Here is a 23,844-nt window from a genome sequence, read left to right on the forward strand (position 1 = left end):
CCATTTTTTCTCGGATATCCCCTTTAAGCTGATTATTGATTAAGCCCATAAATGATGTGTGAACTGAACTGATACTTTCGTCATAACGAAAAAGGAGTGTTGAGCGCGTGTCGGATACTTACAAACAAGCAGGCGTCGATATCGCTGCAGGCAACGAAGCGGTAGAGCGGATGAAAAAGCATGTCAAAACGACTTTCAGGCCGGAAGTCATGACGGACCTCGGTGGTTTTGGCGCACTGTTCAAGCTGAATAAAGACCAATATGAAGAGCCGGTACTCGTCTCAGGCACGGATGGCGTCGGCACAAAGCTGAAGCTTGCATTCGCGATGGACCAACATGATACCATCGGCATCGATGCGGTAGCGATGTGCGTGAACGATATTGTGGTGCAGGGCGCAGAACCGCTCTTTTTTCTCGACTATTTAGCGTGCGACAAGGTCATTCCGTCCAAAATCGAGTCCATTGTCAAAGGGATCGCCGACGGATGCAACCAGGCGGGCTGCTCGCTGATCGGCGGGGAAACGGCGGAGATGCCGGGCATGTACAGCGAAGGCGAGTATGACATCGCGGGCTTCACCGTGGGGATTGTCGACAAAAGCAAAATGATCAATGGGTCGAATATCGCGGCAGGCGACACCGTGATTGGACTTGCCTCCAGCGGCGTGCACAGCAACGGCTTCTCGCTCGTCCGCAAGCTGCTTCTGGAGGATGCCGGCTACTCGCTGCAGCAGGAGCTTCCGGAATTGGGAGGACGCCTTGGCGACGTGCTGCTCGCACCAACCAAGATTTATGTGAAGCCGCTGCTCGGGCTGCTGAAAGAGATCGAAGTGAAGGGCATGGCGCATATCACGGGCGGCGGATTCATCGAAAATATTCCGCGCATGCTGCCGGATGGCGTCAACGTCGACATCGAATACGGCGCTTGGCCGATTCTGCCGATTTTTAAGCTGATGCAGGATAAAGGCAGTATTTCGAACAAGGACATGTTTACGACATTCAATATGGGAATCGGCATGGTGCTTGTCGTTAAGGAGCAGGATGCTGACGGGGCGCTTCAATTCCTGCGCTCCGCAGGCGAAGAGGCTTATGTCATCGGCCGCGTGACCGAAGGCGAGCGCATCGTAACCTTCACGGGAGCTGAGGTGTAATGAGAGCGTTTCGGATGGCGGTGTTCGCTTCCGGAAGAGGCAGCAACTTTCAGGCTTTGGTCGATGCGCAGCAAAGCGGAGCCTTGGGCGGCGAGATCAGCATTCTGGTATGCGACAAGCCTCAGGCTCCCGTCGTGGAGCTGGCTAAAGCGGCGAATGTGGATGTATTCGCCTTTCAGCCGAAGGAATATGCCTCGAAGGAAGATTACGAACGGGAAATTGCGGCAGAGCTTCTGCAGCGCGGTGTCGAATTGATTGTTCTTGCAGGATATATGCGGTTATTGAGTCCTTCCTTTGTCGAGTTCTATAACGGGCGGATTATCAATATTCATCCTTCGCTCCTGCCTGCTTTTCCAGGCAAAGACGCGATTGGCCAAGCGCTTGCGTATGGCGTGAAGATGACCGGCGTCACGGTGCATTTCGTGGATGGCGGCATGGATACTGGGCCGGTTATCGCTCAGAAGGCCGTTGAAATCAAGGACGGCGATACGGCGGAAACGCTGGCAGAACGCATTCACGCCGTGGAGCAGAAGTTATACTCTGAGGTCGTTTCCTGGTTTGCCCAGGGGCGAATTTCGCTGAACGGGCGGAATGTGACGATTGCCTAATAGGCTTTTGTAATAAAAGCGGACAAGGTCTTGCAGTGAATCGACATGTTCGATATTTCTCGGGAAATAATTTGCAATTATGGATCTTCGACAGCATCTACGGTATCAAGACAGGCCTAACTTAGTAGATTTTCATTCAAAATAGGGGGTATGAACGTGGGTATCAAAAGAGCTTTGGTCAGCGTGTCGGATAAAACCGGCGTCGTGGAATTTTGCCGCGAGTTGTCTTCATTGGGTGTAGAGATCATTTCGACAGGAGGAACGAAGAACCTCCTCGCAAAAGAAGGCGTTCCTGTCATCGGCATTTCCGATGTGACCGGATTCCCGGAAATTCTGGACGGTCGCGTCAAAACCCTTCATCCAGCGGTGCACAGCGGCTTGCTTGCCATTCGCGACAGCGAGGAGCATCAGCGTCAAATGCAGGAGCTGGGCCTCGATTACATCGATCTGGTCGTGGTGAACCTGTACCCGTTCCAGGAAACGATCGCGAAGCCGGATGTCGAGTATGAAGATGCGATCGAAAATATCGACATCGGCGGGCCGACGATGCTGCGTTCGGCTGCGAAAAACCATGCTTTTGTGAGCGTGGTTGTCGATGCGGCGGATTACGGCAGCGTGATCGAGGAAATCCGCGGCGGTGGCGACACAACGCTGGAAACCCGGAAGCGCCTTGCAGCCAAGGTATTCCGTCATACGGCTGCCTACGATACGCTCATTTCCGATTATTTGTCGAATGTGACAGGGGATCCGCTTCCTGAGCGCTTTAGCGTCACCTACGAGAAGATCCAGGATCTTCGCTACGGCGAGAATCCGCATCAAAAGGCAGCATTTTACCGGAAGCCGCTGGCTCCTGCGGGAACGTTGACGACCGCCGAGCAGCTGCACGGCAAAGAGCTTTCCTACAACAATATCAATGACGCCAACGCGGCCCTGCAGATCGTGAAGGAATTCGACGAGCCGACCGTGGTGGCCGTGAAGCATATGAATCCTTGCGGCGTGGGCATCGGGACGAATGTCCTAGAAGCTTATCAAAAAGCTTACAATGCGGATCCGACGTCCATCTTCGGCGGCATCGTGGCCGCAAACCGGACGATTGACGCTCCGACGGCCGATCTGCTGAAGGATATTTTCCTTGAAATTATCCTGGCACCGGACTTCACGCCGGAGGCACTGGAGATTCTGACGAAAAAGAAAAACATCCGCCTGCTAAAGATGGGCGAGTTCGGCTCGGCCAAGGAGCGCCAAAGCACGCTTGCCGTAACAACCATCGAAGGCGGCATGATCGTGCAGGAAAGCGATGTGCATTCCCTCGATGCTGCTGACCTGAAGGTCGTGACGGACCGCGAGCCGACCGAAGCCGAGCTGAAGCAGCTGCTCTTCGGCTGGAAGGTGGTCAAGCACGTCAAGTCGAACGCAATCGTATTGGCGGCTGACGACATGACCGTCGGCGTTGGCGCAGGTCAAATGAACCGTGTCGGTTCCGCGCGCATTGCGGTGGAGCAGGCGGGAGAGAAGGCCAAGGGCGCGGTTCTCGCTTCCGATGCTTTCTTCCCAATGGGCGATACGGTGGAGCTTGCGGCGAAAGCCGGCATTACCGCCATCATTCAGCCGGGCGGCTCCATTAAGGATGAGGAATCCATTAAGGCTGCCAACGAATACGGGATCGCCATGGTCTTTACCGGCGTGAGACATTTCAAGCACTAATTCATTCGTTAAAATATGACGGGGGTTTGGTTGCAGACATCAGACTGCATTCGTAATCTCCCCTTTCATTCAGCAGCATATAGAGGCGACGCCGCGTTTAGCGCGCGCCGCCTTTACGTTTAAGGGGCGAAAGGTCGACTTATCGCTTTGCCCCGTAAATGATTCATGCAATGAAACGATATCGCGGGCAATATGAAATGATTCGGGAGGGGTAAACCATGGATATTTTGGTTATCGGAGGCGGCGGAAGAGAGCATGCCATCGTATGGGCACTGGCAAAGAGCCCGAAAGCAGGCACCATTTACTGTGCGCCGGGCAATGCCGGAATCGGGAAGTTGGCCGAAAACGTGCCGATTGCGGTATCGGAATTTGATAAGCTGGCGGCTTTCGCCGTAGAGAAGCAGGTGGGTCTCATTGTTGTCGGTCCGGATGATCCGCTGGCGGAAGGCATCGTGGATGCGTTTGACGCTACGGGCATCCCGGTATTCGGTCCGCGCAAAAACGCGGCCGAAATCGAGGGCAGCAAAACCTTCATGAAGGATCTGCTCCATAAATACAGCATACCGACAGCGGCTTACGCGAAGTTCGACAATTACGGGGAGGCGCTTGCTTACTTGCGCCAGCAAGGCGCGCCGATCGTCGTGAAAGCGGACGGGCTCGCAGCAGGCAAGGGCGTTACCGTTGCGCGGACGATCGAGGAAGCCGAGCAGGCGCTCAGCGACATCATGCAATCGAAGGTGTTTGGCGATGCCGGAAGCCGCGTGGTTATCGAGGAGTTCCTGGAAGGCCAGGAAATGTCGATCCTCGCCTTTGTGGACGGCGAAACCGTGAAGCCGATGTCCGCAGCGCAGGATCACAAGCCGGCCTATGATGGGGATCAGGGGCCGAATACCGGAGGAATGGGAACGTATTCGCCATTGCCTCATATTCAGCCGTCCATTATCGAAGAGGCGATTGAGACGATTATCAAGCCTACGGCAAAAGCGATGGTTGCCGAAGGACGTCCGTTCTGTGGCGTTTTGTTTGCCGGATTGATGATCACGCCGGACGGCAGACCGAAGACCATTGAATTCAATGCCAGATTCGGCGATCCGGAAGCGCAGGTTGTATTGCCGCGCCTAAAGACCGATCTGCTTGACGTTTTCCTTGCTGCCGTAAACGGGACCCTGGCCGATCTTGAGCTGGAGTGGAGCGATGAAGCAGCCGTTTGCGTCATTCTGGCTTCCGGCGGCTATCCTGCATCGTATCCGAAAGGAATCGCGATCACCGGCCTGGACAACGAGCAGGACGGGACGATCGTATTTCATGCGGGCACTTCTCGCGATGCCGATGGCACCTGGAGAACGAATGGGGGACGTGTCCTGGGCGTTGTCGGTTTAGGGGCGGATATCGCCGCAGCACGCGCGAAAGCCTATGAACGTGCGGAAGCGATTGCGTTTGAAGGCAAGTTTAACCGAACGGATATTGCGCTCAAAGCACTGCAGTAAGATAAACTCATTGGCTAACAACCCTGCTTCAAAATAGAAGGACTGCCGCAGATCGGTTTCAAAGATCACAAGCGGTAGTCCTTTCTTGCTGTTATCGGAAATATATGGGGAAGCCAACTTAGATACAAGATCTGCTCTTGGCAAACACGGGCACATCTGTTTCTATTTCGCTCGATTGTGCAAACGTTTGTTCAACAAGCAGGCATTTATGATGGCTACTTGTCTCAAATAACGTGCAAAATGACAGGATTGCACAGGATCTGCACAACTATTTTTATGATAACTTACGAAATACAGTGAATATCGAAGATAACGGAGGATTATATTCCAAAAACGGGGAAAAATGATCTGTGCAAACGTTTTTATATTCGATATTAAATGTTGTATGATGTTTTCAGTGAATGAAGCGCTTTCTCAACGGGATTTTTCCTGAGTATCTCGCCAGATGCTACATAGAAAAAGAGACGCTGAAAATTTTCTGAAATCGTTTGCGCAGATTTCCAACATTTTCTGATCATTTATTGAGAGGGGTAATCATGGAATGAAGATGAAGAAGTTACTTACGCTAGCTGCAACCTTCACGTTGGCGTTCTCCATTACAGCGTGCGGAGGAAATACGGCCGCTCCAGCTACGGAGGCACCTGCTGAGACTCCGCCAGCACAGGAAACGCCGGCCGAAAATACAGAGACACAGGAACTTAAGCCAGAAGAAGGCGCGAAATTGGTCGTATGGGAAAGCCGGGACGAAAGAGCTTACACCGATGCGGTTGCCAAAGAATTTACCGAGAAATACGGCGTTGAAGTGACCATTGAAGAATTGTCCCCAACTGATCAAGTAACCAAGCTTGCGCAAGACGGACCATCCGGCTTGGCTGCCGACGTCGTACTGTTCCCTCACGATAACCTGGGTAAAGCCGTAGCGACAAACCTGGTTCTGCCAAACGATTTTTATGAAGAAAAAACGAAAAGCAACAACACGGAAGCAGCCATCCAAGGCGTAAGCTATGACGGCGTTCTGTACGGATACCCTCGCGCTGCGGAAACTTACCTGATGTACTACAACAAGGACTTGGTAAAAGAAGTTCCGACAACGATGGAAGAGGTTATTGAATTCAGCAAAACCTTCACCGACAAATCCAAGAACAAGTATGGATTCATGTTCGAGACAGGCAACCTGTACTTCGCATATCCGTTCCTTGCTTCCAACGGCGGATACATCTTCGGTAACGGCGGTGCCGACGTCAACGATATCGGCCTGAACAACGAAGGGGCAGTGAAGAGCATGGAAGTATATGCAAGCCTTAAGGAAATCCTTCCGGTTAAATCCGGCGATATTACGCCGGATATCAAACGCGGATTGTTCACGGCCGGCGATCTGGCGATGGACATTAACGGACCATGGGAGCTTGGCGGATACAAAGAAGCGCTTGGCGACAAGCTCGGCGTTGCTCCAATCCCGACGATCGGCGGTCAGCCTGCCGTATCGTTCTCCGGTATCAAAGCTTGGTACGTAAGCTCGTTCACGAAGTATCCGCAAGCAGCTCGTCTGTTCGCCGACTTCGCAACGTCCAAAGAAGCACAATTGCAATTGAGCGCATTGGTTGGTTCGGTTCCGACGAACAACGAAGCTCAAGAAGACGATCAAATCAAGAACGACGAGTACGTATCGGCATTCACGGAGCAGTTCAAATCTTCCCAGCCGATGCCTTCCGTACCGGAAATGGCTAACGTATGGTCTCCAGTAGGCGCTGCGCTGGCTGAGATCTGGGACAATAACAAAGACGTGAAAGAAACGCTGGATAAAGCTGTAACTCAAGTGAAAGACCTCAACAGTGGTGGAGCTGGCGAGTAATAGCGTTCTTATATAATACGAGACAGATGAAGAAGTTCACCCGCCGAACAACCGGCGGGTGATTCCTCGATTATACGGAGAGGAGAATGGAGGGAGCATGCGTCAACATCGTATCACAGCGGCCGTATTATCAGCCATCTGCATGGGTCTGGGTCAGCTTTACAATCGGCAATGGATCAAAGGCGTTATTTTACTTATCGTAGGCGTATTCAGTCTGTATTACTTCATTAACAACCTGGGTGATGCCATCTGGGGAATGGTAACATTGGGAGAACAGGGGAGCCATTTAGAAAAAGTCAACGGCTTGACCCAAATGGTAGCGGGTGACCATTCCATCAATCTCCTGATTGAAGGACTTATCACCTTAATTATGTTTGCGCTCTTTCTTATTGGTTACTATGCCAATATCAAAAACGCATATAACGCTGGAAAACTAAGGGAAAAGGGTGTAACGCCCAACAATTTCAGACAGACCCTTTACTATATTTTCGAATGGAAATTCGCGCAATCTTTCCTGACACTGCCGGCGATCGGTATTTTGTTTTTTACGGTCATGCCGATCATCTTCATGGTCCTGCTGGCGTTTACGAACTATTCCGCTCCAAACAATCTGCCGCCAGCAAACCTGGTGGATTGGGTTGGCTTCAAAACCTTTACCAATCTCGTTGCACTAAAATCGTGGAGCCACACCTTTTTCGGGGTTCTGACCTGGACGATCATCTGGGCGGTGCTCGCAACGGTTACCACGTATTTCGGCGGCGTGCTCGTGGCGCTGCTTATCCAACAAAAAGGAATTCGCTTCAAAGGCGTATGGCGCGTCATCCTGATCATTCCATATGCGATCCCGCAGCTGATCTCGCTGCTTGTCATGCGTAATATGTTTAACGGACAGTTCGGCCCGATCAACCAGTATTTAAGGTACTTCGGTTTGGAAGGACTGCCTTGGCTGACCGATCCGGTCTGGGCTAAAGTGACCGTTATCGTTGTTAATATGTGGGTCGGTATCCCTGTCTCCATGCTCCTCGTGATGAGCGTTCTGACCACGATTCCGAAGGATCTCTATGAAGCGGCGGACGTGGATGGAGCGACCGGCTTCCAGAAGTTCAAGATCATAACCCTGCCGATGATTTTGTTCTCGACGGCACCGGTACTGATTACGCAATTTGCCGGTAACATCAACAACTTTAACTTGATTTTCCTCCTGACGAACGGTAACCCGGTGGTGGGCGACTATCAATACGCGGGAGCGACGGACCTGCTCGTCACCTGGCTCTATAAACTGACGCTGGATCAGCAGCGTTACAGCATGGCATCGGCCATCGGTATTATCATCTTCATGATTATTGCGACCTTCTCGATTTACAATTATCGTCGTACCAGATCATTCAAAGAGGAGGATATGATCCAATAATGGGAATTAAAATGAGAAACGCGATCCGCCTGACGGCAAGCTACATCACGCTTGTCATCATCGCGATCGGCTGTATTTACCCGGCGCTCTGGATTGTTCTGGCCTCTTTCCGTCCCGGAAAGTCGTTGTACAGCAAATCCTTGATTCCAGAATCCTTCACGCTCAGTCATTATAAAGAGCTGTTTACGTCCCAAAGCTTCCTGTTTGGCACATGGTACATGAACACGTTGAAAATTGCGGTGTTCTCCATGATTATCGGGACCATTCTTGTCCTGCTTACTAGTTATGCGGTATCCCGCTTCCGGTTCAAAGGCCGTCAGAATGCGCTATCGGTCATTCTCGTGCTGGGGATGTTCCCGGGCTTCATGAGCATGATCGCCCTGTATATCCTGTTGAACTCCCTGGACCTGCTGAATACGCATGCCGCGATGATCATCGTGTATGCGGCCGGGGCACCGCTTGGCGGAACCCTCATCATGAAGGGCTTCCTGGATACGATACCGCGAAGCTTGGATGAAGCGGCCAAGATAGACGGAGCCACCAACTTCCAGATCTTCCGCAAAATCATTCTGCCGTTGTCGAAGCCGATGATTACGTATATGGGCTTGACGCTGTTTGTCGGCCCATGGGTAGACTTTATCTTTGCCCGGCTTGTGCTCCGGACCAAGGAAAACTGGACGCTCGCCGTCGGCCTGTGGGATCTCGTCAACTCCACCCAGGACAGCAACTTTACGTTATTCGCGGCGGCATCGGTGCTGATCGCACTGCCGATCACCCTGCTGTTTGTGTTCCTGCAGCGTCTGCTGGTCGACGGCATGACGGCCGGCGCAAGCAAAGGGTAAGCCAAAAAACGAGACAAACGCACGATATCATCATAAGACACATAGATAGAGAGAACAGCGAAGAGACACAGCCGGTAATTGCCTTGCTGTGTCTTTTTGCATGTATGTTTGCAATCGGGGGGTACATAACATGAACATGATAAAGCGTTTTCAATTCAAGGCGGTCGGCATGAAGCTGTTTGTTATCTTTTTTACAACGATCGTCCTGTTATCTTCGGCGCTGGGGTTATTGTCGTATTTCATCTCCAAGGACACGGTCATGGATCAGGTATCCGAAGCGACTTCGGGGCAGATGATGCAGGCGGCGGACAAGCTGGATTTTCTGCTGGCCCAGTATGAAGCCGCCTCCCGCCAGTGGGCGCTGGACACGGTGCTTCGCGAAGATCTGGTGACGGTCAGCACGGCGGATATCGGCATTCGGGACAAAACCCAGGCCGAGAACCGGATCCGTGAGAAGCTGAACGGGATGGCATCTTCGGATAAACGCCTGCAGGGCATGCGTCTGGTCGCGCCCAATCTTCAGGCCCAAAGCTCCTATAACTCCACGGGCTATTCCGGAATGTCTTCTTCGGACGGGGTGAAGGCGAAGATCGACCGGATTATTCAGGCCGATGGCGAACCGGTATGGTTCCCGACTGAGATCAAGGGTTTTATGGGGAACGAGAATACCGCCACCATGACGATGGGGAGATTGCTGAAAAACCTGAAGAATCCGAATGCGCAGTACGTCCTGCTGATGGATGTCAAGGATGCGGCGGTGGGCGAGGTGCTGGCGAATCTGAAAATAGGGAATAACGGACAGATGCGGATCGTGGCCGAAGATAACCGGATCGTGCACGACGTGGACCCGGCCCAGCTGATGCAGCCGTCCGCCATTACGGTTCCTCCAGATGCCGAGGAAGGGGGATCTACTATACCGCCGACGAGCAGATGGTGGTGTATACGCCTTTGAAGACCGCGCCATGGCATATGGTCGGCTTTGCTCCCGTTAGCGATTTCGTGCAGGCCACTGACAAACTGCTTGCCGTGACGCTTGCGGTCATTGTGGCAGCGATCCTTGTGGCGGTTCTGATCGGCTACTATATGATGCGTACCGTCGGCCGTCCGCTGAACCAGATGTGCAGCCTGATGGAAGAGGGCGAGCAGGGGAACTTAAGGGTGCGGACGGAATTCCGCCGTGCCGATGAGATTGGCCGTCTGGGTCAGAGCTTCAACCGGATGATGGGGCAAATCTCGGCTTTGGTCGATCAGACGAATGCGTCGGCGAAGGAAGTGCTGGTTACGGCCGAGGAATTGGCAGAAGCCTCAAGGGGAACCTCCCTTACGGCCGGCGAAATCGCGGCCGCCATGGAACAGATTGCGCAGGGAAGCGGAAGCCTGGCCATGGAGGCCGAACGCGAGAACCAGCTGGCCGAGAACATCGGCGTCCGGATGAGCAAGGTGTCCGATACGAATCAGGTGATCGCTGCCGCGGCGGATCGCGTGCTGCGGGTAACGGGAGAAGGCGCGCAGCATATGGACAGCCTGGTGGAGAAATCGACGCGGATTAACCAGGTGAACCGGGCGATCGTCCAAAATGCTGAGAAGCTGAAGGATAATACCGCATCGATTCACAAAATATTGGAACTGATGTCGGAGATCACGCATCAGACCAACGTGCTGTCCATTAACGCGACGATTGAAGCGGCCCGCGCCGGGGCGGCAGGCAGCGGCTTCATGGTGGTTGCCAATGAAGTGCGGAGCCTCGCGGATCGTTCCAAGGAGTCGATCCAGACCGTAGGCGCAATGATTCTGGACATTCGGCGCGAGGTGCAGGGCTCCGTGGATGCTTTGACGTCGGCATCGCCGCTCTTTGACGAACAGCTGCATTCGGTGCAGGAAGCTCAGGGCGTCTTTGATAACGTGCGTCATGAGATGGATGCGCTCTTAACCGAGATCAGCGAGTCTACGCATGCGGTGGAGGTTCTGATCGATTCCCAGCTGGCGCTGACCGACTCCATCTCGGAGGCGAGCTCGATCGTCCAGGAAACCAGCGCAGCCACGGAGGAGGTCGCTTCGATGTCGTCCGAGCAGTTCAAGGTGAGCGAGAAGCTGGTCGGCCTGTCGTCGCGATTGGAGGAGCTGTCGGAGGGGTTGCGTAAATCGTTGGTGATGTTTAGGACGTAAATGGTTTTCGATTGCTGCGTGAAAATGATGTGGGTTATGCAACACTCCGCAAGCTCCGTTGAAGCGAGACGCTGCGAGTACGTATCGTTCCTCCAATCGCTGTTGCCCCCAATTTTCTTTGGATTATGATTTTTCGGTAGAAAATCGGGGGCAAAGGCGACCACTATCGTTTTTCCGGAATCGATTCGTCCTCTCCGCTACTGCGTGCTAAACGCACAACCATTTACGCCTGGGTTTGGGGGAAGAAAAAGGCCGATGAAGGGGAACATCTTCATCGGCCTTTTTTGTTGGTGGGCGTGTTGCTCGGGAGCGCAAGTGCAGGATCGTTGAGTTGTCCCGTCTGCTTGTTGAGTTACTACCTGCTGAGACGCTCTCCCATTGGGAATCGCTCATGCAATGCAGAGGAACGTTGAGTTACTGCTGCTGAGACGCTCTCCCATTGGGAATCGCTCATGCAATGCAGAGGAACGTTGAGTTACTGCTGCTGAGACGCTCTCCCATTGGGAATCGCTCATGCAATGCAGAGGAATGTTGAGTTACTGCCTGCTGAGACGCTCTCCCTTTGGGAATCGCTCATGCTGTGCAGAGGGAATGTTGAGGTGCTTTGTGCGTAACGGGCTATTGCCTGCTGGAATTATGAATTGCATGAGTAAAACGAGCTCCGGGATCATATCCGGAGCTGGTTTTGTTTAGGTGCCGTTCTTCGGTAAGAGCTAGTCGTTCTTGAACTTACGGCTGCCAGTTCACGTTAATGGTGGCCGTGCCGCTCGTTGGTGCGGTAAAGGTGTGGTTCGATCCGCCTTCCCATGTTACCGTCGAGCCCTGTTTTTTCAGGAATTTGAATTCGATGGTTTTGCCGGCGGGAACGCTGACGTCATAGTACCAGGTTGGGTATTGGTAGATGACCTGGTTGTACAACGGACCGATGGCTTTGGCCGGGTCCCAATTGCCGAGCTCGCTTACGCTGCCTGCCAGATACACGTTCTGGCCGAGCGCAGTGGTGGCGTTGTTCACCACAAAGCGCACGCTGACCTGATCCCCGCTCAGCACTTCGAAGTTGTCGTGCACATTGCTTGAGGTTCCGGCGCTGTTGGCGATTTTGATATTGTATACGCCTCCGGCAACGGCAGGAATTTTCACTTTGATCTGCGTGTCCTCCCAAGCCGTAATGTTAGCGCCGGTAACTGCCGTCGTGCCAAAGTATACCGTGCCTTTGGTTGCGCCGAAGCCGCGGCCGTCAATGGTGACGGTTGCGCCCGGTTTGGCCATCATCGGTCCTACGTGCCCGATGGTTGGCGTAGTCACGGCCGTGGTGTACTGCCATACGGCCGTACCGCCCGCTGCCAGCGTGAAGTTGGAAGCGGATCCGCCGGAGCCGACGGTCAGGTTGTTACCGTTCAGGAGGCCGCCCAGCACGTCGGTGTAGCTGCCGGCCGGCAGTGAGGTTACCAATCCCGTAATGGAAGCCGGCGTGTTCACGTTGCGGTTGACGGCGATGACGGCTACGTTGTTGCCGAACTTGCGCTCGTAGATCAGCACATCGTTGTTGATCCAGCGCTCCTGCGTCGTCCCGTAAGCGATGGCCGGGTTGGATTTGCGCAATGGCGCCAGCTTTTTAATTACCTGATAAGCCGTAGTCGTGGTAGAGAAAGAAGGAATTCGAGCCCGGTTGTCGGGATCGTTCCCGCCGGACATGTATTGCTCGGTTCCGTAATAGATGGCTGGCACGCCGCGTGAAGTGAGCGTGAAGGCGAGCGCTTGCTCCAGCTTCCGGCGGTTGGCGCTGTTATTGTGGAATCGTTCCATGTCATGGTTATCGATGAACGTGACCTGATCCTCCACCTGGAGGTAATCGGCCGCAGAGCCCTCCAGCATGGATTTCAGTCCGTACATATTGTCGGTGTTGTCCCTGAATACCTGGCGAACCTTCTGCGCGAAACGGAAATCCAGCAGGCTCATGCCGGATTCGTTGGCGAACTTATGGTTCTCGGCACTCACTTCGTTCACGCCAAGGAACCATTCGCCGAAGGTAAAGACCGGCTTGTAATTGTTGACGGTGGCCATGAAGCTCTTCTGCCAGCCGAACGGCATATGTTTTACCGCATCCATCCGAATGCCGTCAATGCCCAGATCGAGCCACATTTTAATGGCATCCTTCAGGTAGGTATCCACCGTGCTGTTGTTGTGGTTCAGATCGGCAAGATCGTACAGGTTTTTGTAAATCCCGTTCTCTGTCGTCGAGAAATCGGTGCCCCCGTTATGATGGAACAAATTCTGCGTATCGCCCGTGTATCCGCCGAGGAGGGTGCCGTTGTTGTACAGCTTGCCGTTCTCCGCGAACGACGGCTGGTCCGAGGAAGCGGGAGACGTGTGGTTCGGTGCGAAGTCGATGATGACTTTGATGTTCTTGGCATGGGCGGCAGCGATGAGGTTCTGGAAATCGGCGATCGTGCCGTACGCCGGGTTCGTTTTCTTGAAGTCTCTGGCCCAATAACCATGGTATGCGGTGTTGTTCACGCCGGAATAGTTGATGACGCTGTAGATGTTCTCGACCGGCTGGGAGATCCAGATGGCGGTAACACCCATGCCGGTCAGGTAGCCGTCGTTGATTTTGTTGATGATCCCTTGCCAGTCGCCGCCGCAGTACAGCCGCAGGTTGGTGCAGGTACCGTCAAAAGCCGGGCCGGTCGGATTGTTGGCAGGATTGCCGTCGGAGAAACGGTCCGTAAAGATTTGATAAATGACATCCGTGCTGAAATTTTGCTTGTTGGATACCGAGGTATCCGGAGCTGCATGGACTGGGCCGAGCAAGCTCAGCGCCAGGGACAAGCTAAGGGCAAGGGCGGTTGTCAGTTTGTAGAATTTTTTCATCGTATTCCTCCTATGTAACAGTTATTGAATGGGGGTTGGTTCAATGAGCAAACCGAAGCTGCGGGGAATCACCTCCTGTACCAAATATAGGGCAACAAAAAACCCCGGCATCTCCTGAAGAGAAACCGGGGTTGTTCCATACCGGGTGTGCGGTGACGGAATGCATGGCCCTTAAATTATGCGAGTGTTTGATTTCAACAATATTGTAAATGAAAGCGAATTCAGGTGTCAATATGTAATATCCAAATAATAGGGGATTGATATGCTTGATATGAAATTAAATTTTATAGTTATTATTTATTATTGAAACAAAATTTTACAGACCATATAATAGGTTTAGCAAGCGTTTACAAATTGAAGAGCATGTTCATATGAAAATGGCGTGTTTGTTGTTCATCCAACTCAAGGCCTGGAAAAAAGGAGGGAAGTTCAGTGGAGACTCATGTGAAGGCCGGCGCAGAGCAGCTGGGCTTGGGAATCAAGGGAGTGAAGGCGGCGTGCGCCGCCATTGAACGCGAAATAGCCGCGGGTACGACGCCGGGTGCCGTACTGGGCGTTCTGCATGAAGGCAGGACATGGTTCTACACAGCAGGCTATGCCAATCCTAATCCGGTGCAGGGCCAGCCTGTGCCTGTTAGCGAGGATACATTGTACGATTGTGCATCCTTGACCAAGGTGGCGGTCACGCTCCCGTTGATTCTGCAATTGATCGATGATGGAGTTCTGACCTTGGGCACGAAAGCGAGCGATATGCTGCCTTCATTCGGAACGGCAGGCAAAGAAGAAATAACGGTGGGCCAGCTGCTGACGCATACTTCCGGGCTCCAGGCGGATATGAACCTGCATTCCCATGGCTGGGACAGGGAGCAGATGTGGGATGCCGTTTTTTCAGCGCCGCTTGCGGCGAAGCCGAATACCGAAGTGATTTACAGCGACTTGGGATATCTGGTGCTTGGTCGCATCATAGAACGGTCGCTCGAGCTGCCTTTGGACCAAGCGTTTAAGCGATGGGTGGCGGATCCGCTGGGCATGCATCACGCAACGCTGACTCCTTCGCCGGGTCAGGCGCACCGCTATGCCGCAACGGAGCATGAAGAATCCATCCAGGATCATCTGTGCGGAATCGTGCATGATGAGAAGGCGCGGGCTTTGGGCGGCGTGTGCGGCCATGCGGGATTGTTTGCCACGGCAGGTGATCTGCTCCAGTATGCCCGAATGTGGCTTGCACAGGGCGCGATTCCCGCGGTGGAGGCTGCGGAGGCTGCGGAGGCCAGAGCCGGCGAATCGAGGCTTCTATCTCGGGCAGCGGCCGCTGCCGCCACCCGTCCCCATACGAGCCATATTCAGGGCACGAGCCGTGGTTTGGGATGGGTGCTGAAAGGGGATAAAATGGACGCCTCGGGAGATTGGATGAGCCCACACTGTTACGGGCATACCGGCTTTACCGGAACCAGCCTGTGGATCGATCCCGAGTCTGATCTTGCGGTCGTTCTGCTGACTAACCGCGTATATGGGGGGCGGAGCAGCAGCGTGGCTCAGCTGCGCGCACAGGTCCACAACGCTTTGAAGGGAGCCGTGGCATGGTAAGACTGGAATACGGCATATGGTTGTCCTGCCATCCAAGCATGCCCCGACTCACGCACCGTTTGCACAGGGAGCAGTGCGCACGATGTACAAAATATCGATTCCGCAGCGGCAGCAATCCGAAGCCGAGCTAACGCCGGATGGACATTAAGCAATGCCTCCTGATGTCGGTACATTTATGGGAGCTGCTGCATAGATAATTCGTCCAGACATGGAGGATTGGTGAATGGAGATCAACCGGTCGCATGCCGTTAAGCGGCAATCGCCGCCGATCCAAGGCTTACGATTACAAGGAGGGATAACACAATGGCGAATTTTACCTACAGGTCTTACCGGCCTGGAGACGAGGAAGGGATCACGGCTCTGTGGAACGCCTGTCTGCCGGGAGATCCCGTCACCCGGCTTCGTTTTCGAAATCTGGTGCTGCTCGACCCGAACTTTGATCCGCAGGGACTGCGGATCGCGGAGCACGAGGGCCGCATAGTGGGCGTCCTGTATGCGGTGCGCCGGAGATTGCCGATGATCGGCACCGAGCTGGACCCGGATCACGGCTGGATCACCTTCTTCTATACCGATCCATCGGTTCGAAGAATTGGGGTCGCGTCGCGGCTGCTGCAGGAAGGCGAAGATTATCTTCGTCATCATGGGCGCAGCAAAGTCTTTTTCTCCTCGTATGCCCCGAATTATATCGTTCCGGGCATTGATGGGGAGCGCTATCCGGAGGGCTTGGCGTGGCTTGCGGCCAGCGGTTTTAGCCGCAATTACACGGCGGTTGCGATGGACCGCTCCCTGGTTGGTTTCCATATGCCGCCGGAGGTGGCGGAGCTGAAGCGGCAGCGGGAGCATGAAGGCTTTACTTTCAAGTCGGCTCAGGACAGCGATCTGGTGGAGCTGATCGAGTTCGCGACGGACGTGTTTAACCCGGATTGGGGCCGGGCGATTCGCGAGGGACTGCTCCAGCGATTAACAACGGATCAGATTCTGATCGCGCGCGATCAAGGGAAGCTGGTGGGCTTCTGCCTGCATGGCGGATATGAGAGCGTGGCTGAACGATTCGGTCCGTTTGGCGTGGATCCGTCGATGCAAGGGAAGGGTCTCGGAAAAATACTTTTGTATGACTGCCTTGCCCTTATGCGTGCTCAAGGACTGCATGGTGCCTGGTTCCTCTGGACGGGCGAGCAGAGTCCCGCAGGCCATCTGTACCGCAAAGCCGGCTTCGACGTGACGCGCCGGTTCGAAATTATGAGCAAGCCGCTTCAATAGATAGCTTCGACTACATGGATATACAAAGGAGAGATTACATTGACGGAAGCAAAGCAGCATCACATTTTGGCGATTGGCGGGCATGCGGGCGATATGGATCTTACGGCAGGAGCCGTGATCGCCAAATACACGCAGGCTGGCCACAAAGCGACGTTTCTTCATCTAACGCCGGGAGAGAAGGGACACCCCCGTCTGACGCCGGAGGAGTACGCAAAGCAAAAGATTGACGAAGCTCACCAATTTGCCGATATCGTCGGCGCGGATGTGCGGTTCCTTGCTTACAAGGATGCCGAGCTTCCGCTGGACGAGGAAGTGAAGTATCAGGTCGCCGACGTCATACGGGAAGTGAAGCCGGATATCATCATCACGCATTGGAAGGAGAGCATTCATAAGGATCATTCCAATACGCATTATATCGTGGAGGACGCCCGCTTCTACGCGGGCTTGAAGACGATTGAGCGCGAGCTTCCGTCCCACTATGCCCAGCATTTATACTATGCGGACAATTGGGAGGACCCGTACGATTTCCATCCCGAGGTCTTCATCGACATTCCGGACGAAGCCTATGAAACGTGGGTGAGAGCCATGAACGTATACGCTTATGCGCGCGGGGAAACCTACGGCTTCCCGTTCATCGAATACTACAAGGCGCTCACGATCGTACGGGGAGCTCCGATGAACTTCAAGCGCGCGCAGGCCTTCGCGGTTCCGAGAGGCGCGTTGACCAAACGGTTACAATTTTTCTAAATATATGGTTTTTCATCCAATCAACTGGAATAATCGCTAACATTCTCACAAAAAAATTGTGAGAAATACCAAAACATCCACTGACATTATACCTATCTTTTGATATAATGAGTGATGTTACGGGGGAACACGTACGGAATCATATATAGAGAATAAATACAAACAGGAGAGGAAGTCTTCCATATCGGAGGCTTCCTCTCTTTTCGTTTCGTTCGTCAAGAATTGCGAAGAATGGGGACATAGCGTTTCCGATTGCAGCTCTAGCGGGGAGGCGAGGCGGAAGGGCAGCTGTTGCATTTTTCAAAATCCATGGTATGATGTATTTAAAGAATCTTAAATTTAAGATATTTAGGCTTGATTTTAGGGCAGCCTATGATGGGATCGCCGCCTAGTTTATGATGTGATTTTTCAGGGCAGACTTTGGTCCTATTGAGCTATTCCAGGGCATTCTAACGAACATTAATGGTGTCAAACGGATTCGAAATTGAAGCATATCACCAATCGAAGGGAGACTATAAACATATGGAACATACGCATATTTACCGCCAGGGAACCTCTCCGGAGGCACCAACCTTGCTATTGCTGCACGGCACCGGGGGGAACGAGGAGGATTTGCTGCCGCTGGCCGAGATGATCTCGCCCACGTCGAATGTGCTCGGCGTCCGCGGGAACGTGCTGGAGAACGGCATGCCGAGATTTTTCCGGCGTCTGGCCGAAGGGGTGTTTGATCTAGAGGATCTCGTGAAACGCACGCATGATCTGAATGAATTTCTGAACTGGGCAGCCGCCGAGTACGATTTTGACCGCAGCCGCATCGTGGCCGTCGGGTATTCAAACGGCGCCAATATTGCCGCCAGCCTGCTGTTCCACGAAGGGGACGCGCTGCAAGGGGCCATCCTCCACCATCCGATGGTTCCGCTGCGGGATAAAACCTTGCCGGATTTGACCGGCGTTCCGGTCTTCATCGCGGCCGGTCGGCGCGATCCGATGTGCACGCCGCAGGAGAGCGAGGATCTGAACGAACTATTGAGCGGGGCAGGCGCGGACGTGAAGCTGCATTGGGAGAACGGGGGACATCAGCTCAGCCGTGCAGAGGTCGGGATGGCCGCTGCCTGGTTTAAGGAGAAGTTCCTGTAATACCGGGCATGCCAAGATCCATGATGCGTTCCCTGTCTAATCAAGTAAAAATGAAAGCGAATATGATCAAAATACCGTCAATACGTTGGCGGTATTTTTTTTATACTTAACCCATCGAATAAGAATCGAGGGGGTCCGACATGGCACAGACAATGGAGACGATGAAGAAGCCTGGCGCCCAGCCGACACGGCAGGACAAGTCCAGGGGATCCTTGCAGCGGGGAGAGAACCTATGGGGGATCGCATTCGTAAGCCCGATGCTGATCGGCGTTATTATTTTGGTACTGTTCCCGATATTGGCTACGCTCGTGCTGGGTTTTGCCGATTGGAATTTCGTGCAGGGCTGGGACGGCATCCAGTGGGTCGGGTTTCAGAATTTCCGCCAGCTGCTGGAGGATGACATGTTTATCAAGTCGGTACGCAACAACGTCTTGTTTCTCCTGACGGTTCCGGTCTACATGATGATCTCGATGACGCTGGCCATTTTGATCGACCGGTTTGTCTATATGAAGGGCTATTTTAAAGTGGCTTACTTCATGCCCTACATATCCAACATCGTGGCGGTGGCCGTCGTATGGCAGGTGCTGTTCCAGCCGTCCTACGGTCCGATCAACGAAATACTCCGGACGCTCGGGATGTCCAATCCGCCCAAGTGGATCGCGGATCCCAATTTCGCGCTGATTTCCATCATGCTGATATCGATCTGGATCTCCATCGGCTTCAATCTGATTATTTATATCGCCGGCCTGCAATCCATTCCGAAGGATCTGTACGAGGCGGCGGACATCGATGGAGCCAACGGCTGGACCAAGTTCAGGCGCATTACGCTGCCCCTGCTGTCGCCGACGTCATTTTTCCTGCTGGTGACGGGGATCATCTCCACGTTCAAGGTCTTTGACATCATTGCTGTCATGACGCAAGGGGGACCGATCGGCTCGACGACCATGATGGTGTGGTATTTGTACGATACGGCATTCGTCAACCTGAAGGTCGGTTACGCATCGTCCATTGCCGCGGTTCTGTTCGGCTTCGTTATGCTGATTACGCTGGGGCAGTGGGCCGCTCAGAAGAAGTGGGTCAACTACTAAGAGGGAGGGTGCTATATGGGGACAAGAGTCGGCGTCGACTGGCGCAAGCTTATCGTCACGATCGCGATGTTCGCGGTGAGCATTCTGTTTCTCCTTCCTTTTATCTGGATGCTGGTGACATCCTTTAAGGTGGAGCGTGACGTATTCGTATATCCGATTCAATGGATTCCGCGGGAGTGGAACGCGATTCAGAATTACAGGGAGGTATGGTTCGGGGATTATCCCTTCTACCTCTATTATTGGAACTCGGTCAAGGTCAGCATACTGACCACGATCATCTCGGCCATGGTATCCGCCCTGGCGGCCTACGGCTTCTCCAAAATCCGGTTTGCCGCCGGCAATTGGCTGTTCATCATCGTGCTGGTGACCTACATGATCCCGGGCCAGGCCATCCTGATCCCGCAGTTTATTCTGTACCGCAACATCGGGCTGTTCGACAACCACTTCGGCCTCATTATGCTGGGAAGCTTCAGCGTGCTCGGAACGTTCATGCTAAGGCAATTCTTCATGGGGGTGCATCAGGAATTCATCGAATCCGCCAAAATCGACGGCGCGAACCACCCGCGGATCTTCTGGTCGATTGCGCTGCCGCTGGTAAAGCCCGCTGTTGCCACGTATGCGATCCTGCGGTTCATCTGGACGTGGAACGATTATCAGAATCCGCTCATCTTCCTGCGGACGGACGGGCTGTTCACGATTCCGCTGGCGATGCAGAAATTCACCTCCTTGAGCGGAGAATTCTATTCCCTGATCATGGCGGCTGCCGTGTCGGCGATATTCCCGCTGCTGATCGTTTTTATCATCGGCCAGAAGAGCGTCATCGAAGGCATTGCGCTGGGTGGGGTCAAGGGCTAGGGACCTCGGGAATGAACGGGGTAAAAATAGTTCCAACATCAGTAAAGATTGTTTTATGGTTAAGATGTAAGCGCTCTATATAATGTGAATAGTCACAGCTAGAATCGTCACGACCTTACATACCGATATCAATGGGGAGGGTTATAGACAATGATGAACAAGAAATGGTGGTCAGGCGTTCTCACGGCCGCGATGGTGATCGGCTTGCTGTCCGGCTGCGGCGGAGCGAAAGAGAATGCGGCGCAAGGTGATTCCGCGCAAGGCGGGGGCAAGACCAATCTGAGGCTGTACACCTATGGCACGGAGGAAGCTTACAATTGGAAGAAAACGATCCAAGCCTATGAAGAGGCAACCCCGGGCGTGACCATTGAGCTGGTCCAGCTCAGCGAGAAGGGGGATACGCAGGAGGCGTTCAAGAAGCTTGACCTGGAGGCGGCATCCTCGGCCCAGATGGACATTCTGATGTTCAGCGATCCGGCGGGTTATGCGCAGCGGGTGGCGCTCGGCATGGCCGAGCCGCTGGACGACTTTATCGCGAAGGACGGTTACAGCGTGGAAACGGATTATAAAGTGGATACCCGCCTCGACGGCAAGGTCTATGCGCTGCCCGGCAAGTTCAACCCCTGGTATGTGCTGCTGAACAAGGATCACCTGGAGGAAGCGGGGCTGCCGGTTCCGACGGACTGGACCTGGGACGAATATGCGGACTATGCCAAAAAATTGACCCAGGGCGAAGGAGCGTCGAAGCGCTACGGGACGTACTTCCATGGTCCGCAAGGGGGCGGATGGCTGGAATTTCTGAAGCTGATGATGGCCAATCAGCCTCAGGATACCGACTATTTGAAGGCCGACGGCTCTTCCAATCTGGATAACCCGACCTTCAGGCAGACGCTGGAGCTGCGCGTGCGGATGGAGAAGGAGGACCAATCCTCGGTACCTTACACGGACATGATCTCCCAGAAGCTGAACTACCGGACCCAATTCTTCAATCAATCCGCGAGCATGATCACGATCGGCAGCTGGATGAACACGGAGATCGGCGGAACGGATAAAGTGCCGCTGGACTTCAATGTCGCCGTAGCCCCATTCCCGAAAAACGAGGCAGGCGATCCGACGGGACTTACGCCGGTAACCACGGATTACGTGGCGGTGGCGGCCAAGTCGAAGCATAAGGAAGAGGCTTATCAATTCGTCCGCTGGTATACAACGGAAGGGCAGATCGTGCAGGGCAAGAACATTCCGGCCTGGCAGCAGGTGAAGACCGAGCAGGTGGAGGAGATCATCGACACCATTCTGGCGGGCACGAAGAGTCCGGAGAAGGTAGACAAAAAATCGCTCGTGGACACATTGGTTGCCTCGAAGGCCTCGGCCATCGTGCCGCCGGCGCCTTATCAGGCGGAAGTGTACGAGGCGGTGAACGAGGAATACGAGAAGCTGATACTGGGCAATCAGGATATTGACCAGACCATCGCGAATTCGCAGGAGCGAGTGAACAAAATTATAGAATCCAACAAAAAATGATCTGGTATAATAGACAAAAAAATCGGGACGAAACTCTTCGTCCCTTTTTTTGAATTCGCGTACATTATTCCCGTCACGCCATACCCGAGGTGGATCCTATGCCCGCACGATTGAAGAGCCTGATTCCCAGCTCCATCAGGCATAAGCTGATATTGGCTGCCGTCACCTGCATCGTGGTTCCCGCCATCGTCAGCTTGATTCTGTATAATTCGTTAACGAAGGAAGCCTTGAGGCAGCAGGCGGTATCCAACGCAAGCGATGCCCTTCAGCTGGTCCGCGGATCGGTGACGAATCTGCTCTTAAGCAAAATCAATATCGCCAACTATATCCAGATGAATTCCGGTTTGAATTCCTATTTCAAGCAGGTGGTATCCGGCAACGAAGACCCCGATCCTTATCGCAGGTTCATGGAATCCAACCGGGTGCTGGAGCATCTGGACAGCTTGACGGTCGTCGGCGAGAAAAGCTATGTCACCGTCATTCTGGAGAACGGCTCCTATTACATGAATTATTCCGTAAGCGATTACAATCCGCTCGATTACAGGCAGCGCCCCTGGTTTGGCCAAATTTCGGAGCTGCAAGGCTTGGAATCCCTGTGGACGGAGCCGGAGGCCACGATGTTTCGCTCGGACCAGATCGATCATCCGACGCAATTATCGGTGGTGCGCACGCTCCGGCTGCCGGATTCCGAAATTTACGGTTACGTGATCGTGACATTCATGGAGGATCAGATCAGCGGGATCTTCAACTCCCTTTCGGAAGGCAACGATATGGTGCTGCTGGATGCCAAGGGAACCATCGTTTCCGGCAGTCATCAGAGCCAGATCGGAACGACCTTTGCATATCTCGATGACTTGGATCAAGAAAAGCCGTATTCGATCGTGCCGGTGAAGGGGGAGAAGCAGCTGATGGTACACCAGGACATCCCGTTTGCCGGGTGGCGCCTGGTGCTGATGCAGCCGTACAAGGATGCGATCGTCAATATCAACTCGATTTTCAACCGGGTGTTCTGGTTTCAGATGTGCTTCTTTCTGATCTTTCTGCTGCTGCTCATTGCGCTTGTCCGCGCGTTTACCAAGCCGTTAGTCAAGCTCGGCAAAGTGGCAACCTCCGTGCAGCGCGGAAACCTGGAAGTGAGGTCGAATGTTCATGGCAATGATGAGGTTGGACGGCTGGGGCATTTATTCGACGACATGCTGGACCGGTTCAAAGCCATGATCTCGGAAATATCCGAGAACCAGGCGAGAAAACGAAAAGCGGAGCTCCGAATGCTCCAAGCCCAGATCCATCCCCATTTCCTGTTCAATGTCCTGAATTCGATCCGGATGAAGGTCATGAAACGGGGCGATCCCGAAAGCGCCAAGATGATCGGCTCCCTGTCCGTGCTGCTCCGCATGACGATCAGCCGCGAAGAGGACGAGATTGCGCTTCACGAAGAAATCGACCTGATCTCGCATTACGTCGCCCTGATGAACCTTCGGCAGAAGGAGGAGGTCCGGCTGGAGTTGGATATCGCGCCGGAGGCTTTTCTCTTCAAAGTACCGCGCTTTTTTTCTGCAG

Annotated in this window: 18 protein-coding genes and 1 pseudogene; 18 read left to right on the top strand and 1 reads right to left on the bottom strand. The window is 53.6% G+C overall.

Translation table 11 applies throughout. From position 1 onward, the window contains the following. Window positions 1-107 precede the first annotated feature (107 nt). The 9 genes from purM (at window position 108) to P0X86_RS04585 (ending at window position 11,218) form a co-directional block, all read left to right on the top strand. Window positions 108-1,148 (top strand): phosphoribosylformylglycinamidine cyclo-ligase, encoded by a 1,041-nt coding sequence (gene purM / locus P0X86_RS04545; RefSeq protein ID WP_277747880.1) that lies wholly within the window; start codon window positions 108-110, stop codon window positions 1,146-1,148. After that, a complete protein-coding gene (gene purN, locus P0X86_RS04550; RefSeq protein ID WP_277747881.1) occupies window positions 1,148-1,756 on the top strand; it encodes a phosphoribosylglycinamide formyltransferase in 609 nt (202 codons plus the stop codon). Before purM ends, purN begins: the two co-directional genes overlap by 1 nt. 156 nt (window positions 1,757-1,912) lie before the next feature. After that, window positions 1,913-3,460 (top strand): bifunctional phosphoribosylaminoimidazolecarboxamide formyltransferase/IMP cyclohydrolase, encoded by a 1,548-nt coding sequence (gene purH, locus P0X86_RS04555; RefSeq protein ID WP_036661938.1) that lies wholly within the window; start codon window positions 1,913-1,915, stop codon window positions 3,458-3,460. 218 nt (window positions 3,461-3,678) lie between these two features. Further along, the gene (gene purD, locus P0X86_RS04560; RefSeq protein ID WP_277747882.1) at window positions 3,679-4,947 is read left to right on the top strand and encodes a phosphoribosylamine--glycine ligase; all 1,269 of its coding nucleotides are present in this window, start codon (window positions 3,679-3,681) and stop codon (window positions 4,945-4,947) included. Between the two features lie 541 nt (window positions 4,948-5,488). Next, window positions 5,489-6,799 (top strand): sugar ABC transporter substrate-binding protein, encoded by a 1,311-nt coding sequence (locus P0X86_RS04565; protein WP_009592303.1) that lies wholly within the window; start codon window positions 5,489-5,491, stop codon window positions 6,797-6,799. Between the two features lie 97 nt (window positions 6,800-6,896). Continuing rightward, window positions 6,897-8,210 carry a sugar ABC transporter permease gene (locus tag P0X86_RS04570; RefSeq protein WP_096774971.1) on the top strand — a complete coding sequence of 438 codons (1,314 nt, stop codon included), beginning with the start codon at window positions 6,897-6,899 and terminating at the stop codon, window positions 8,208-8,210. Then, window positions 8,210-9,052 (top strand): sugar ABC transporter permease, encoded by an 843-nt coding sequence (locus tag P0X86_RS04575; protein ID WP_009592355.1) that lies wholly within the window; start codon window positions 8,210-8,212, stop codon window positions 9,050-9,052. The genes P0X86_RS04570 and P0X86_RS04575 overlap by 1 nt, the downstream gene beginning before the upstream one ends. Before the next feature lie 130 nt (window positions 9,053-9,182). Beyond that, window positions 9,183-10,004: a hypothetical protein gene (locus P0X86_RS04580; RefSeq protein ID WP_277747883.1), complete on the top strand. Its 822-nt coding sequence runs from the start codon at window positions 9,183-9,185 to the stop codon at window positions 10,002-10,004. Continuing rightward, window positions 9,989-11,218 carry a methyl-accepting chemotaxis protein gene (locus tag P0X86_RS04585; protein WP_277747884.1) on the top strand — a complete coding sequence of 410 codons (1,230 nt, stop codon included), beginning with the start codon at window positions 9,989-9,991 and terminating at the stop codon, window positions 11,216-11,218. Before P0X86_RS04580 ends, P0X86_RS04585 begins: the two co-directional genes overlap by 16 nt. A 729-nt stretch (window positions 11,219-11,947) precedes the next feature. Here the strand turns inward: P0X86_RS04585 and P0X86_RS04590 are convergent. Next, window positions 11,948-14,089, bottom strand: a complete 2,142-nt coding sequence (locus P0X86_RS04590; protein ID WP_119849935.1) for an alpha-amylase family glycosyl hydrolase — start codon at window positions 14,087-14,089, stop codon at window positions 11,948-11,950. A 432-nt stretch (window positions 14,090-14,521) separates the two neighbouring features. Between P0X86_RS04590 and P0X86_RS04595 the strand changes: the two genes are divergently transcribed. The 9 genes and pseudogenes from P0X86_RS04595 to P0X86_RS04635 all read left to right on the top strand — a co-directional run. Continuing rightward, window positions 14,522-15,676 (top strand): serine hydrolase domain-containing protein, encoded by a 1,155-nt coding sequence (locus P0X86_RS04595; protein ID WP_119849934.1) that lies wholly within the window; start codon window positions 14,522-14,524, stop codon window positions 15,674-15,676. A gap of 16 nt (window positions 15,677-15,692) precedes the next feature. Further along, window positions 15,693-15,824: a hypothetical protein gene (locus tag P0X86_RS04600; protein WP_277747885.1), complete on the top strand. Its 132-nt coding sequence runs from the start codon at window positions 15,693-15,695 to the stop codon at window positions 15,822-15,824. 155 nt (window positions 15,825-15,979) lie between these two features. Further along, window positions 15,980-16,936: a GNAT family N-acetyltransferase gene (locus P0X86_RS04605; RefSeq protein WP_277747886.1), complete on the top strand. Its 957-nt coding sequence runs from the start codon at window positions 15,980-15,982 to the stop codon at window positions 16,934-16,936. A 39-nt stretch (window positions 16,937-16,975) separates the two neighbouring features. Then, complete coding sequence (locus P0X86_RS04610; protein WP_009592358.1) at window positions 16,976-17,683, top strand: PIG-L deacetylase family protein; 708 nt, start codon at window positions 16,976-16,978, stop codon at window positions 17,681-17,683. Window positions 17,684-18,205: 522 nt separating this feature from the next. Continuing rightward, window positions 18,206-18,820, top strand: a complete 615-nt coding sequence (locus tag P0X86_RS04615; RefSeq protein WP_076325589.1) for an alpha/beta hydrolase — start codon at window positions 18,206-18,208, stop codon at window positions 18,818-18,820. Window positions 18,821-18,960: 140 nt separating this feature from the next. After that, the gene (locus P0X86_RS04620; RefSeq protein ID WP_192569688.1) at window positions 18,961-19,908 is read left to right on the top strand and encodes a carbohydrate ABC transporter permease; all 948 of its coding nucleotides are present in this window, start codon (window positions 18,961-18,963) and stop codon (window positions 19,906-19,908) included. A 15-nt stretch (window positions 19,909-19,923) separates the two neighbouring features. After that, the gene (locus P0X86_RS04625) at window positions 19,924-20,763 is read left to right on the top strand and encodes a carbohydrate ABC transporter permease (protein WP_277747887.1); all 840 of its coding nucleotides are present in this window, start codon (window positions 19,924-19,926) and stop codon (window positions 20,761-20,763) included. A gap of 150 nt (window positions 20,764-20,913) precedes the next feature. Further along, the gene (locus P0X86_RS04630; protein ID WP_213580272.1) at window positions 20,914-22,284 is read left to right on the top strand and encodes an ABC transporter substrate-binding protein; all 1,371 of its coding nucleotides are present in this window, start codon (window positions 20,914-20,916) and stop codon (window positions 22,282-22,284) included. A gap of 98 nt (window positions 22,285-22,382) precedes the next feature. Further along, a pseudogene (locus tag P0X86_RS04635) lies at window positions 22,383-23,714 on the top strand (cache domain-containing sensor histidine kinase); the annotation flags it as partial. Window positions 23,715-23,844: the final 130 nt, after the last annotated feature.

It is taken from the genome of Paenibacillus sp. BR1-192 (assembly GCF_029542445.1).
GTDB lineage: Bacteria > Bacillota > Bacilli > Paenibacillales > Paenibacillaceae > Paenibacillus_AQ > Paenibacillus_AQ lautus_A.